Annotated in this window: 14 protein-coding genes; 8 read left to right on the top strand and 6 right to left on the bottom strand. The window is 71.3% G+C overall.

Translation table 11 applies throughout. The features are described 5' to 3' along the window. Window positions 1-3 precede the first annotated feature (3 nt). On the top strand, window positions 4-582 hold the full coding sequence (locus AB0M08_RS41075) for an adenylyltransferase/cytidyltransferase family protein (RefSeq protein ID WP_364505748.1): 579 nt from the start codon (window positions 4-6) through the stop codon (window positions 580-582). Continuing rightward, complete coding sequence (locus AB0M08_RS41070; RefSeq protein WP_364505746.1) at window positions 582-1,331, top strand: methyltransferase domain-containing protein; 750 nt, start codon at window positions 582-584, stop codon at window positions 1,329-1,331. Before AB0M08_RS41075 ends, AB0M08_RS41070 begins: the two co-directional genes overlap by 1 nt. A 252-nt stretch (window positions 1,332-1,583) precedes the next feature. On the opposite strand, the gene AB0M08_RS41065 is transcribed toward AB0M08_RS41070, so the two are convergent. Then, a complete protein-coding gene (locus tag AB0M08_RS41065) occupies window positions 1,584-2,099 on the bottom strand; it encodes a transposase (RefSeq protein ID WP_364505744.1) in 516 nt (171 codons plus the stop codon). A 242-nt stretch (window positions 2,100-2,341) separates the two neighbouring features. Between AB0M08_RS41065 and AB0M08_RS41060 the strand changes: the two genes are divergently transcribed. After that, a complete protein-coding gene (locus tag AB0M08_RS41060; RefSeq protein ID WP_364505742.1) occupies window positions 2,342-2,578 on the top strand; it encodes an SHOCT domain-containing protein in 237 nt (78 codons plus the stop codon). Window positions 2,579-2,619: 41 nt separating this feature from the next. Here AB0M08_RS41060 and AB0M08_RS41055 read toward each other — a convergent pair whose 3' ends face one another. The 4 genes from AB0M08_RS41055 to AB0M08_RS41040 all read right to left on the bottom strand — a co-directional run bounded on the left by AB0M08_RS41055 (window position 2,620) and on the right by AB0M08_RS41040 (window position 6,289). Next, the gene (locus tag AB0M08_RS41055; protein ID WP_364505740.1) at window positions 2,620-3,333 is read right to left on the bottom strand and encodes a Pr6Pr family membrane protein; all 714 of its coding nucleotides are present in this window, start codon (window positions 3,331-3,333) and stop codon (window positions 2,620-2,622) included. A gap of 97 nt (window positions 3,334-3,430) precedes the next feature. Beyond that, on the bottom strand, window positions 3,431-4,162 hold the full coding sequence (locus AB0M08_RS41050; RefSeq protein ID WP_364505738.1) for a YcnI family protein: 732 nt from the start codon (window positions 4,160-4,162) through the stop codon (window positions 3,431-3,433). 70 nt (window positions 4,163-4,232) lie between these two features. Next, on the bottom strand, window positions 4,233-5,612 hold the full coding sequence (locus AB0M08_RS41045; protein ID WP_364505737.1) for an ATP-binding protein: 1,380 nt from the start codon (window positions 5,610-5,612) through the stop codon (window positions 4,233-4,235). 5 nt (window positions 5,613-5,617) lie between these two features. After that, on the bottom strand, window positions 5,618-6,289 hold the full coding sequence (locus tag AB0M08_RS41040) for a response regulator transcription factor (protein WP_364505735.1): 672 nt from the start codon (window positions 6,287-6,289) through the stop codon (window positions 5,618-5,620). A gap of 134 nt (window positions 6,290-6,423) precedes the next feature. Between AB0M08_RS41040 and AB0M08_RS41035 the strand changes: the two genes are divergently transcribed. From AB0M08_RS41035 to AB0M08_RS41020, 4 genes are all read left to right on the top strand, one after another. Continuing rightward, complete coding sequence (locus AB0M08_RS41035) at window positions 6,424-7,566, top strand: sigma-E factor regulatory protein RseB domain-containing protein (RefSeq protein WP_364505733.1); 1,143 nt, start codon at window positions 6,424-6,426, stop codon at window positions 7,564-7,566. A gap of 71 nt (window positions 7,567-7,637) precedes the next feature. After that, complete coding sequence (gene trpB, locus AB0M08_RS41030) at window positions 7,638-8,795, top strand: tryptophan synthase subunit beta (protein ID WP_364505731.1); 1,158 nt, start codon at window positions 7,638-7,640, stop codon at window positions 8,793-8,795. After that, entirely contained in the window at window positions 8,792-9,583 is a 792-nt protein-coding gene (gene trpA / locus AB0M08_RS41025) for a tryptophan synthase subunit alpha (RefSeq protein WP_364505729.1), read from the top strand. Before trpB ends, trpA begins: the two co-directional genes overlap by 4 nt. After that, complete coding sequence (locus tag AB0M08_RS41020) at window positions 9,543-10,268, top strand: GntR family transcriptional regulator (RefSeq protein WP_364505803.1); 726 nt, start codon at window positions 9,543-9,545, stop codon at window positions 10,266-10,268. The genes trpA and AB0M08_RS41020 overlap by 41 nt, the downstream gene beginning before the upstream one ends. Window positions 10,269-10,925: 657 nt before the next feature. Here AB0M08_RS41020 and AB0M08_RS41015 read toward each other — a convergent pair. Next, a complete protein-coding gene (locus tag AB0M08_RS41015) occupies window positions 10,926-11,633 on the bottom strand; it encodes a TetR/AcrR family transcriptional regulator (protein ID WP_364505727.1) in 708 nt (235 codons plus the stop codon). Window positions 11,634-11,757: 124 nt separating this feature from the next. Here AB0M08_RS41015 and AB0M08_RS41010 point away from each other — a divergent pair, with 124 nt between their 5' ends. Next, window positions 11,758-12,933, top strand: coding sequence for an FAD-dependent monooxygenase (locus AB0M08_RS41010; protein ID WP_364505725.1), 1,176 nt, complete (start codon window positions 11,758-11,760; stop codon window positions 12,931-12,933). Window positions 12,934-13,567: the final 634 nt, after the last annotated feature.

Genomic DNA, 13,567 nt, shown 5'->3' with positions numbered 1-13,567 from the left:
AAGATGGGTGGCGCGGTGGGCCGGTATGCGATTCTCTCCGGACGATTCCAGCCGTTTCACAAAGGTCACTTCCAAGTGGTCATGCGGGCGGCTGACCTTGTCAGGGCGGACATGCTCCTGGTCATCGGGGTCGTCGCGTCGACTGGCAACCGGGCAGAGTCCCAGGACGCCGGATTTTCGGCGACCGCGGATGAGCACCACGCACCGGATCGCAATCTCTGGCCGGCTGCGGTGCGGCTCGAGGCGGTTACGCGGGTGTCACGTCTCGTGGTGGCCGATAGACCCCTCGTCCGCTGCGTGCCCCTGGTTCTGCCCCGGCCCGACCTGGCGTGGGACTGGATCATCGAGTGGTTTCCCGGAGAACGCACCTGGATCATCCCTGATGCCGGGGAGGAATTCGACGACTGGAAGGCCACCTTCTTCCTCGAACAGGGTGACCAGGTGCTGCGCGTCCCGGAGGACTCCCACGTCGATGGCCGGACCCTGCGCCGCCTTTACATCGACCGTGACGAACATTTTGTCGACGGTGTTCCGGCTGAAGTGGCCGATCTGTACTGGGAGCACATCGGGACCGGGTCGTAATGGTCAGCAACTCCGAAGAGTTCGATGTCCGGGCCTCTGACTACCAACTGCGATCGAACTGGAGCAGTTCGCCGGAGGTCGCGGCCGCCGCTGTCCAGTTACTGACCGACCGGGATCTGGGAAGCTTGCTCGATGCCGGTGGAGGGACCGGATTTTTAGCCGACTACGTCGTCGGCCGTCTGGGTGCCGCCAGGACGGTCGTCCTGGACGAGAGTCTTGGCATGTTGAGCCATGTGCCTCCCGGCCTTGTACGGGTGGCGAAGGCGATAGAGGCGCTGGACGCGTCCGACGGCATGTTCGACACGATCCTGCTCCGGCAAGTCTTGCACTACGTCGAGGACCCGGCGGACGTATTACGCGTTCTGAGCGGACGCCTGGCAGCCTCGGGAGTGATGTATGTCGGTCAGATCGTGGCGCCTGATCCGGTGGCGGCGGATTGGCTTCAGTCCGTGGCGCGAGCCATGTCTCCGAATCGGCGCCGGGTGTGGACGCCGGTGAGCCTGTTGAGCCTCATCTCCCGTTCCGGGCTGTCGCTGACTCGGGGCAGCATCGTTCCGCATGTCGATGCGCTGTCGAGCTGGGTAAGCAGGTCGGCGCAGCAAGTGGATCCGCGGGAATGGGAACGGCTGCTCGGCACGCTCACCCCGGAGCTGTGCTCGGCGATGGACATCCAGCATCGCGGTGCGGGGCTACAATACCGGCTGTACTGGATGCACTGTCTGGTGACGGTTGCGCCGGCGAGAAAATGATCCAGGAAGCACGACCGACGCCGACTCCGACTCGTCCGCTTCGGAGTCGAAGTGAACCAGTTTGCCGATGATGTGGACCGATGCGGCGCCTCCACCTCGATCCGGCAGGGGGTTTCGCTCCCTGCCCGACCGTTTCGGCTTGACCATTTGTCCGCCGCCTGTGGGTGACACATCGCCACGTGTCGCTGTGGACGCGCGAGGTCTCCGGCCTCCGGGACGGCCTTTCTGCTGGTAGGTGCAGGGGCCTGCTGGTCAGGTGGCCGGTAGCTGGGTGAGGCGTTGCCAGCAGAGGGTGAGCGCGTCGGGCCCAGGGCCCGGTCTCGGAGATGGACAGAAAGCGGCGGCGGGCGTGGGTGGCCAGTTTCGCGGCTCTTCGACCAGCAACGCGTGCGGCAGCGCCTCACGGACCGCAGCCTTGAACACCGTGCACACGTCGACAGCGACGGCCTGAACCTGCTCACGCCAGGTTCGGGGGCGAGCGGTGAGACAGTCCGTCACCGCCTTGCTGGTCCGGCTCTCGACCTGCGCGAGCAGCCCTTGCCCGCCGACCAGATCCACGAAGCCGACGTGCCAGCGGTCGACGGTGGTGGTCCACGACGCGGTGACCTCGTCGAAACTCCAGCGAGGTCTACCGCAACGGACCTCGTCGATACCCAGCGACCGGCTCCCGGGGCCGGGTGGTCTAGGGAGCGAAACGGGACGAACCCTGATACCACAGGAGGCATCACACGGCGGCAGTGGTACCTGGGTACCACTCCCGCACGTCACCGCTGGAAGCTGCCGACCTCGGTGCTGAGCTGTTGCGACGCGGTCTGCTCCTCGATCGCGATGGCCGCGCCGCCGGTGTCGGCCTGGATCGCCTCGACCCGCCGGGAGATGTCCTCGGTGGCCCGGGCGGTCGGCGGTCCCCGCGCCGCGACACCCCGTTTCGCTGAGACGGGACCTTCGCCTCTACCGGTGCGCCCGGCTCTGCCGAGACTGGCCAGAGCACAGAGAAGGGATCCACCACCATGACGTACGAATACTCCGCCGGAGCAGGCACGAACGCGCTCGTCTCCCTCATGGTCATCCTGTTCGTCGCGGGCGGCGTGATCGCCGGCGGCATGATCGCCACGCGTGCCCGGGGTGGTCCGCCGGATACGTCCGCCGACGCCGAACGGGTGCTGGCCGAGCGGTTCGCCCGCGGCGAGATCGAGGCCGAGGAGTACCGGGAACGCCTGCAGGTTCTGCGGACCACCCTCCGCTGACGGACGGATCAGCTGGGGGCGACACAACCCTCACCGCGACGTCAGGCCTCGCGGTCGGCGATGGCCTCCGCACCGGAACGCTGACGCGGCACCGCGGGACGCTCACGCTCCCCCGAGGTCGCCGCGCCGGACGGCAGGCGGGTGTCCAGCAGGCGCAGCAGCATCGCCAGCACGACGGCGATCACCACCACCGCGCCCAGGTTGATCAGCACGGTCGGGAGACCCAGCTGGGTTACGTCGGCGAAGGGGTAGGGATACCAATCGGTCACGGCGCCGTGGGCCAGGGTGTAGGCGATCCAGAGGGCGGGCCAGATCGCGGACCAGGCCAGGGTGCGGGCGTCGATGCGCGGGCGCGGGCCGAGGAACAGCCAGCCGGTCAGGGCGGCCCACGGGGCGATGTAGTGGAAGCCCAGGTTGGACCACCAGGCGAAACCGTGCAGCTCGACCTGGCCGGCCAGGATCGTGGCGTAGACGATGCCGGTGATCACGATGCCGAGCAGGGCGTCGAGGCGGATCACGCGCCAGAGGCGGCCGTCGCGGGACGGGTCGCGGGCCAGGGTGACCGCGCCGATCAGAAGCAGGATGTTGCTCTGGATCGTGAAGTAGCTGAACAGGCGGATGAAACGGGTCACGGCCGGCTCGTGCGTCGGTGGGCCGGCGTGCGGGGCGGCGTCCAGGGCGGTCAGCATGATCTGGGTGACCAGCGAGAAGAGCACGACGAGCGCGAGGGCGCCGTTCCACACGCGGGACTTCATGGGGCTCTCCAGCCGGGTTTGATGATCTTCCGCGCAGCGTAACGCAAGGCCCGGGCCGTGGCCCGGGCCTGCGCCGGAAGGTCCGGCCCACCGAGGGTCAGCTCTTGGCCGTCTCCGTCTCGCCCTGGGTGATCGGCTTGCGGGAGGCTTTCGCGTACGCCAGACCGCCGAGCACCAGGCCCAGGAGGCCGGCGATCAGCCCGGCGAGTCCCAGTCCGCTGCCGCTGCCGCCGTCGTCGGTGGGCTCGGCCTCGGTGGCCGTCGCCGTGGTGGCCGCGGTGTCGGTGCTGTCGTCGGCGGCGGTGATGGTCAGCACCGGCGCGGGGCTCTCCGGCTCGGTGCCGTCGGTGGTCGGCTCGTCGATCCAGCGGACGACCGTACCGTCGGAATAGGTTTGCAGGGCCTTGAAGATGACCTGACCGGAATCGGGCAGCGGGCCCAGGGCGACGTCGAACTCCTGGAACTGGCCGGGCTTGATCGCCGAGGAGGAGCCGGCGGTCCAGGTGATCTTCGTGACGGCCTCGGTGACCTCGCCGTCGTCGGTCTTGACCGGGGTGGCCAGCTTCGTCTTCTCGGCGACGGCGGTCCAGCCGGGGAGTGGCTTGAGCGAGACCGAGGCGATCGGGCTGTCGGTCGGCAGGTTCACCTCGACCTTGGTGGTGGAGGCGGTGTCGGACTCCGTCGGCACCCGGAACGAGACCTTCGCGTAGCCGCCGGCGGTCGCCGTGCTCGGGTTGACCGTCACGTGCGCGGACGCGGGGCCGGCCAGCCCGAGGACGAGAAGACCGGCCGCGGCGGCCACCACTGCGGAACGCTGGAGCAGGGACATGGTGGCGAGAACCTTCCGTCGAGTCGTCGCCCGATGCCGGGCACGTCGTACAGTCGGCCGTCCGGCCCGATTAGTTCCCGGCTTTCTCCGACCGTACGGGAGAAAATCTGATCTCCACCCGGAGACCCGGATCCGCGTCACCCAGGGTGACCGATCCCCCATGCCGGCGGACCAGCTCGCGGACGATCGCGAGGCCCAGCCCGGACCCGCCGGCGTCCCGGGCACGGCCCTCGTCGAGCCTGGTGAAGCGGTGGAAGACCCGCTCCCGGTCGGCCGGCGGGATGCCCGGGCCGTCGTCGGTCACGATCAGGAACGGCCCCGTGGCGTCGGCACCGGTAGTGACGACGACCGCCGAGCGGGCGTGCCGGACCGCGTTGTCGAGCAGGTTCGCGACCACCCGGGCCAGCGCGTCGGGCTCGGCGAGCAGCGGCAGCGGCGTGCCGGCGTCCACGTGCAGGACGTCCGGGTAGCGCGCGGCGACCTCACCGGCGAGCTGACCCAGATCGGTCTCCTCGACGCCGCGCGCGGTCACCGCCCGGGCCGACGCGTCGTCCGTACGGGCCAGCAGGAGCAGGTCGTCGACGAGGCGGGAGAGCCGCTGCACGTCGGTGAGCAGGTCCTCGCTGAGCGCCGGCCAGTCGGTGTCGTCCGGCAGGCGCTGGGCGACCTCCAGTTCGGTGCGCATGTTCGTCAGCGGACTCCGCAGCTCGTGGGCGGCGTCGGCGACGAACGCGCGCTGCCGGGCCCGGGCCGCGTCGAGCCGGTGCAGCATGTCGTTGAGCGTGGTCGCCAGCCGGTGGATCTCGTCGCGCGAGTCCGGGACCGGCAGCCGGCCCTCCCGGGTGCCGCCGGTGATCTCCTCGGCGCCCGCCCGCAGCGCGTCGACCGGCCGGAGCGCGGCGCCCAGCGCCCGCCAGAGACCGGCCGCGAGCAGGCCCACCAGCAGCGGGAACGCGACCAGCAGGGTGATCCGCAGCAGGTGGGCGCCCTGGGTGAGCTGACTCGCGGAACGGGCCACCAGGATCGTCACCGGGTCGGTGGGCGGGCCCGCGGTGACCATCACGACGCGTGCCGGGCCGTCGAAGCCGATCCGGGTGCCGGAGATCATCACCCCCTGGCCGTCGGGGAGATCGCGCAGCTCGTCCGGGTAGAGGATCGGGACCAGGCGGTCGGCGGTGGCGGAGACCGCGAGGACCCGGCGGGCGCTGTCGAGGACCTGGACCTGGACGCCGGGGGTGACCGGGATCGGGTCGGTGAGCTGGCCCTGCTCGACGAGGCGGGCGACGCCGCGGGCGGTCTCCAGGGTCTCGGTGCGCAGCGAGCGCATCTGGGCGTAGTTCAGCACCACGACCAGCAGGATGCCGCTGGCGGCGAGGGCCAGGGCCAGGGAGGTGGTGGCGATCAGCAGGAGGCGGGCGCGCAGGCTCAGCTCCTTGAGCCGCTTGGCCATGCGCTCTAGTGTCCCGTCCCGGCGGCGGCCAGGCGGTAGCCGGAGCCGCGGACCGTCTCCAGGCGCTCGCGGCCGATCTTGCGGCGCAGGTAGCCGATGTAGACCTCGACGGCGTTGGGCGCGGTGTCCAGGGCGGCGTCCCAGACGTGGTCGAGCAGCTCGGTCTTGGAGACCACCTGGCCGGCGCGGCGGATCAGGTACTCGAGGAGGGCGAACTCCCGCGTGGTCAGGGTGACCTCCTCGCCGGCCACGGTGACCCGCTTCTCGGCCGGGTCCAGCTCGACGTCGCCGCAGGTCAGCACCGCCGGGCGGGCCTGGGTGCCGCGACGGAGCAGCGCTCGGAGCCGGGCGAGCAGGACGACGTACGAGAAAGGCTTGGTCAGATAGTCGTCGGCGCCGCAGTCGAGACCGTCGGCCTGATCGTATTCGCCGTCCTTGGCCGAGAGCATCAGCACCGGCAGCCAGTGGCGCTCGGCGCGCAGCTGGCGCACGACGCGGTAGCCGGAGAGGCGGGGCAGCATGACGTCGAGGATCATCGCGTCGTAGCCGCCGTGCCGGGCCATCTCCAGCCCCTGCTGCCCGTCGTGGGCCACGTCCACCGCGAAGCCCTCGGCCTGCAGACCCCGGCGCAGCGCTGCGGCCAGCCGTTCCTCGTCCTCCACCACCAGCAACCGCACTGGGTTACCTTGACATGGATCCGCTTTCTCAGGGGTACGGCTCTCAGCACCTTCTCAGCCCCTAAGGGTTCGTCTCAGCATCGTCACAGGGCCATCGACGCACGCTGGGTTCAGACAAACGGGAGGTGGACATCGTGTCCGTGTTCAAGTCGAGGCCCGCACTGCGCTGGCTGGTGCCGTCGGCCGCCGCGGTGGCCGTCATCGGGGGCGGCGCGGCGGCCGGGACGATCGTGGCGAGCGCCGATTCGGCCCTGCCGGACCGCAGCGCCGCCCAGCTGCTGGTGGACCTGCAGGACGCCCACGTCGACGGGCTCTCCGGGACCGTGGTGCAGAGCGCCGACCTCGGCCTGCCGGGAATCGCCGGGCTGCTCGGCAAGGCGTCCGGCGCGGCCGGGTCCGGGACCGGGTCGCTGACCAGCCTGATCTCGGGCAGCAACACCGCCCGCGTCTGGTATGCGGGTGAGGAGAGCATGCGGGTCGCCCTGGTGGGCGGGTCCGGTGAGACCGACGTGATCCGCAACGGGCCGGACCTGTGGCAGTGGAACAGCGCGGACAACACGGGGACGCACCTGACGCTCCCCGCCGACGGCTCCGGCACCACGCACGCCGTGCCGTCCACGGTCCCGTCCTCGCCGCAGGAGGCCGCCGACGCGGCGCTCGCGGCGATCGACCCGACCACGAAGGTGGAGACGACCGGCGCGGCGAAGGTGGCCGGGCGGGACGCGTACGAGCTGGTGCTGAGCCCGCGGGACACCGACTCGCTGATCGGGCAGGTGCGGCTGGCGATCGACGCCGAGCAGCACATCCCGCTGCGGGTGGACGTGTACGCGAAGAACACCACCAAGCCCGCGGTACGGGTGGCGTTCGAGCAGATCAGCTTCACGGTGCCGGACGCCGAGCAGTTCACGTTCAACCCGCCGCCGAACGCGAAGATCACCGAGGCCGGTGAGACCTCGCTGCCGTCGGGGTCGCACGCGGCTTCCGGCTCGCCGTCGGCCGCGAAGTCCGGCGCCGAGGTGATCGGCAAGGGCTGGACCTCGATCTTCTCCACCACGCTGCCGGACTTCGAGTCACTCTCCAAGGACTCCGGCAAGACCGCCGCCGGGTCGTCCGCCGATCTCGACCCGCAGGCGCTGCTCGACACGCTGCCCGAGGTGAGCGGGTCGTGGGGCAAGGGACGGCTGCTCAGCGGTTCCCTGTTCAGCGTGCTGATCACCGATGACGGCCGGGTGCTGGCCGGCGCGGTGACCCCGGAGGCGCTCTACAAGGCCCTCTGAAAGTTATAGAACTCTGCCGCGTCTTGTGGAACACTGGGCGCGGCAGAGTTCTATAACTGTTGGGAGGCGCCATGAGTGTGTCCATCGCCGCGCCGTCGGCGGCCGGGCGGTTCGGCCGGTTCGGCGGGCGGTATGTTCCCGAGTCCCTGGTCCCGGCCTGCGCCGCGCTGGAGGAGGCGTTCCGCGACGCCTGGGCCGACACGGACTTCCGCGAGCGCCTCGACGAGCTCCGATCGGTCTACGCGGGCCGCCCGACCGCGCTGACCCCGGCGGGCAACCTCTCCACCGAGCTCGGCGTGACCCTGCTGCTCAAGCGGGAGGACCTGGCGCACACCGGCTCCCACAAGATCAACAACGTACTCGGCCAGGCGATGCTGGCCCGCCGGATGGGCAAGACCCGGCTGATCGCCGAGACCGGCGCCGGGCAGCACGGCGTCGCCACCGCCACCGCGGCCGCCCTGCTCGGCCTCTCCGCGACGGTCTACATGGGCGAGCGCGACATCGCCCGGCAGCGGCTCAACGTCTTCCGGATGGAGCTGCTCGGCGCCGAGGTGATCCCGGTGACCAGTGGCAGCCGGACGCTCAAGGACGCCACCAACGAGGCGATGCGGGCCTGGGTGGCGGCGGTCGACGAGGCGCACTTCTGCCTCGGGTCAGTGGGCGGCCCGCACCCGTACCCGTGGATGGTCCGGGAGATGCAGCGGGTCATCGGCGACGAGGCCCGCGAGCAGTGCCCGGTGGTCCCCGACGTGGTGGTGGCCTGCGTGGGCGGCGGGTCGAACGCGGCCGGCACGTTCGCCGGGTTCCTCGACTCGACGGCGCGGCTGGTCGGTGTGGAGGCGGCGGGTGGCGCGGCGATGACGAACGGGCGGCCGGGCATCGTGCACGGGACCCGTTCGATGGTCCTCCAGGACGACTGGGGACAGATCGCCGAGGCGGAGTCGATCTCGGCGGGGCTGGACTACCCCGGGATCGGGCCGGAGCACGCACACCTCGGGCAGACCGGGCGGGCGGCGTACCACACGGTCACCGACGAGGAGGCGCTCTCCGCGCTGCGGCGACTGGCCCGGGCCGAGGGGATCATCTGCGCGCTGGAGTCGGCGCACGCGGTGGCCTGGGTGATGCGCGCGGCGTGCACCCCGGAGCTGCCGGCCGGGTCGACCGTGCTGGTCACCCTCTCCGGGCGCGGCGACAAGGACATGGCGGCCATCGCCGGGGGTGTGGCGTGAAACGGCTGAATCCGTACCTCACCGGCGGTGTCACCGAGGACTGGACCGACTATCTGTTGGCCTTCCAGGAGGCCGGGGCGACCGGGGCCGAGATCGGGCTGCCGTTCTCCGACCCGACGCTGGACGGCGCGGTCATCCAGCGCGCCTCCGACCGGGCCCTGCGACGCGGCGTCACGGTCGACTCGATCCTGGCCGACGTGGCCGCGGTGCGCGACCGGGTGCGCATCCCACTGATCGCGATGACCTACGCCAACCTGGTGTTCCACGACGGGGTGGACGTCTTCTGCGCCCGGCTCGCCGCGGCCGGGTTCAGCGGGCTGATCGTGCCCGACGTGCCGGTCGACGAGGCGGACGAACTGGAGGCCGCCGCCACCGCCGCCGGGCTCGACCTGGTGCTGCTCGCCGCGCCGGTCACCCCGCCCGACCGGCTCGCCGAGATCGGCGCCCGCAGCCGCGGCTTCGTGTACGCGGTGAGCGTCATGGACACCACCGGGGAACGCGACGCGCTCGCCGCCTCCGCCGCGCCGCTAGCCGCCCGGATCAAGGCGGTCACCGGCATCCCGGTGCTCATCGGGTTCGGCATCTCCACACCCGAGCAGGCCGCCGCCGCGGCACGCGCCGGGGACGGGGTGGTGGTGGGCGCCGCCCTGATGCGTAGGGTTCTGGACGGAGCGTCGCCGGCCGACCTGGGACTCGAGGTCGCCGCGCTGCGCGCCGCCCTCGACCGGGTCGACCAGGAGGTGCCCGCTGCCCCCGCGCACACCGAAGTATCAGGCCATCGCCGATGACCTGAGCAGCAAGATCCGTGACGGCGAGCTGTCGCCGGGTTCCACGCTGCCCCCGCAGAAGGAGCTGAGCTCCCGGTACGGCGTCACCCTCGCGACCCTGCGGCAGGCCCTCAAGCAGCTGGAGGACCAGGGTCTGCTGTCCCAGGAGCCGGGGCGCGGCACGTTCGTCTACCCGCGCGCCAGCTACGAGCTGACCTCGCTGCGCGGGTTCGCCGAGGACCTGCGCGAACAGGGCCAGACCGTGACGACGGAGATCATCGACCAGTCGACCGGCACGCCTCCGCCGTGGGCGGCCGATCGGCTGGGCGAGGGCCCGTCGACGTGCCTGGAGCGGGTACGGCTGGTCGCCGGGCGGCCCGCCGTCCACCAGGTCTCCTGGGTTCGCGGGACCGACCTGTCCGGGGCCGACATGAGCGCGACGTCGCTCTACGCGGCGCTCGGCCTGCACGGGCACCTGGCACACCGGGCGTCGGAGGTGGTCCGGCCGGGCCTGCTGGAGGAGCCGGTCGCGGGCTACCTGCGGCGGCCGCCGGGCGAGCCGGTCATGCTCTCCGAGCGGGTGACGTACGCCCTGGACGATGCGGTGCTGGTCGTGGACCGGGCCACCATGCTCGGATCGGCGATGGAGATCCGCACCGAACGCGCGGCGAACGGCCTCTCCCTGCAGTGGAGCCGCCCGAGCTGAGCCCGCCCCGCGCCGGGGCCGGACACGCACCGGGCCACACCGGGCCGCGGGCCACACCGGGCCACGCGGACCGCACCGGCCACACGGACGCCCGGCACAGCCCGGCGCCGGGGCGTCCGGCGTCCGCGACACAGCCCGGTGCCCGGCTCAGCCCGGTGCCCGGCTCAGCCCGGTGCCCGACTCAGCCCGGCGGCCAGCACAGCACGGCGACCGGCGTTCAGCGCCCGCGCGGCGCGGCCAGGGGCGGCAGGTGTGCGCGTTGGCACTGGTGGGGGCGGTGCGGCCGCACGATGCGTGATCGTGTCGCTCCAGCGCCCGCCCGAGCACTCGAACAGTCATCGTGTGCCCCTGGAGCCCCACGTCCGGTCTGATCGTGTGCCTCCGGCGGCCCACGGAGCAGGATGGTGTGCTCGCGTCGCCCTCCACGTGCGAAGCGTGTCCCCTCGCCGCCCCCACGAACCGGAACGTGCGCTGGAGTCGCCCTTCCCCACCGACCGCCTACCGCAACCGCCCCGCAGTGAATCACCGCGCACCGCAACCGCCCCGTCGCCGACCACCGCGTACCGCAGCCGCCCCGTCGCCGACCACCGTGCGCCGCGGCCGCCTCTGCGTGGATGTCGGCGTCAGCAGCAGTTGCTTGACTTCACGGCATGACGGCTAACCGGCGCGCGCCGCTGCCTCCGGGGAGCTTTCTGCTACGGCTGCGGCCGTCGAGCCGACCGGGGCCGCTGCGGTCGCGGAACCGGCTGGGGCTACGGCAGTGCTGTGGGTGAACCATGGTGTCAGCGCCACGCGGACCGCTATCTCCAGCGCCTCCTGCACCGCGGCCGGGCCGCTGTGGGAGCGCTCCGGGTCTTCCAGCAGGACCTGGATCGCGGCGGTGACCGCTCCCACGAACGCGCCGGTCAGGGCGGCGGCGGCCACCTCGTCGAGCTGGTCCGGGAAGGCGGCGGCCATGCGGCGGGCGATCTCGCGCTGTGTCTCCATCTGGATCTGCAGGCCGCGGCCACGAACGGCCGGGACGGTGGTGACCAGCCGCATCCGCAGGGCGCCGATCCGGCCGCCCAGGTCGTCGCTCTCCTCGCCGACCGTGCGCAGCGCGCGCAGCAGCACCTCGGCCGGGCCGTCCTCCGGGGAACGGGTGGCGATCGCGTCCACGGCGGCGTGGATCCGCAGGTCGGTCTCGGGGAAGAGCACGTCCTCCTTGGTGGCGAAGTAGCTGAAGAACGTCCGGCTGCCGATCTCCGCCGCCGCGGCGATCTCGGCGATCGTGGTCGCGTCGTAGCCCTTGGCCTCGAACAGGTCGGCCGCGGCGGCCACGATCGCCTGGCGGGTGCGGATGCGCTTGCGATCACGGAGGGACACGCGGCCACCCTAACGCACCCACTGCATGACAGCACTCATCGCACAACGGCACTCGCTGCACAAAGGCGCCTTGGGCAAAGCAGCAGTCATTGCAATTTTGCACTCACTGCGGTTTCCTGGTGGCATGGCACACGCTCTCATCTCGGGCGCCGGGATCGCCGGCGCCACCCTCGCGTACTGGCTGGCCCGCGACGGCTGGCAGACCACGATCGTCGAGCGCGGCCGGGGCCAGCGCTCCAGCGGCAACCCGGTCGACGTCCGCGGGCCCGCGCTGCCGGTCGCCGAGCGGATGGGCGTGCTGCCCGCGCTCCGCGAGGCCGCCACCCACGCCACCGCGATGCGCGTCATCGACCAGCGGGGGCGGACCGTCGCCCGGATCCCGATGAACGGCGGGGACGGTGCGGTGGAGATCCCCCGCGGCGACCTGGCCAGGGTGCTCCTCGCGACCACCGCGGAGAGCACCGAGCTCCTGCTCGACGACACCATCACCGGCCTGCACCAGGACCCGGGCGGCGTCGACGTCACGTTCGAACAGGCCGCGCCCCGCCGCTTCGACCTGGTCGTCGGCGCGGACGGGCTGCACTCCGCGGTGCGCCGGATCGCTTTCGGTCCCGAGACCGATTTCGTACGGCACCTGGGCCTCCATGTCGCCACCCTTCCCCTGGGCCGGCCCGCCACCTGTCCCGATGAGGTGGTGCTGCTCAACACGCCCGGGCGCCTGCTGGCGATGCACCCGTCGCGTGGCGAGGAGGGCGCAGGCTTCATCTTCCGCCACCCCGGGACGCCGGCATCCCGTCGCCGTGCCGACCCGGCGACGCCCGGCCGGCACGGCATGGCAACACCCGGGCGGCATGACACGGCGGCGCAGAAGGAGCTGGTCACCGCCGCGTACCGGGGTGTCGGCTGGCGTGTGCCCGAACTGCTCGGGTACCTGCGTGCCGCCGACGACTTCTACTTCGACGCGGTCAGCCGCGTGACGGTGGGCTCGTGGTCCCGGGGCCGCGTCACGCTGCTCGGCGACGCCGCCTCCTGCGTCTCCCTCTTCGGCGACGGCTCCACCCTGGCGATGGCCGGCGCCCACCGCCTCGCGACCGAGCTGGCCGATTCCCCCGAGGATATTTCACAGGCCTTCCTCCGGTACGAATCATCGCACCGCGCCCTCGTCGCCCCCAAACAGCGCGGCGTCCGCCGGGTGGCCGCCCTGCTGGTACCCGGCTCCCGCCTCACGCTGGCCGCCCGCAACCTCGCCGCCCGCCACCTGCTCGGCCGCGCCCCGTCCGGAACCCGCCGCCACGACTGAGGCCCGTCACGGAAGAGCTGAGGCCCGCCTTGGAAGAGCTGAGGCCCGTCGCGGAGGAACGTCACGGAGGGTGAATGCGGGGGTTGTGGAGGAAAAGGAGTTTTGTGCGCGGAAACAGTGATCGATAGCGGACAGAATCGGGATTCCACGAAACCGGTAATCATTGATCGGACGGCCGTATCGCGAGCACACAAGGGGTCCGGCGGATAGCTCCGGCGAGGTACGCGGTCACCGGCCGGGCGCGGCTTACCGCGTACCATAAGGAGATCTTGATGGTTGGCCTTATGGTGTTCATTCTTCCACTGATGAGCAGCTCAGAGCGGATGGATAGCACGCCGGAGAGTCATGATCGAGGGAATTCGAGAATGCGATCACGGTGAATTCGGTGGGGCGGTGAGCGCTTGACATCGGCGGATAGCCTGCATCCACAATGCACCTCGGGCATTCCGGGTGCGTGAGCCGCGGACGACAGGCGAATCCTTACGCGATCAGGGAGCGTGGACGTGAATCTCTTCCCGGTACCGCTCGTCATTCCCGGGGATACCGGCTCTTCGAATTTAAGCGGGGTTGAGGTGTCCGCGGTGGCGGCGGGTGGTAGCGGTACGGGTCCGTAGCCGCTGGTTCTTCGGGTTAC

Origin of the sequence: Actinoplanes sp. NPDC051851 (genome assembly GCF_040681165.1) — a bacterium.
Classification (GTDB): Bacteria; Actinomycetota; Actinomycetes; order Mycobacteriales; family Micromonosporaceae; genus Actinoplanes.
This window is presented reverse-complemented; position numbering and strand designations above follow the sequence as displayed.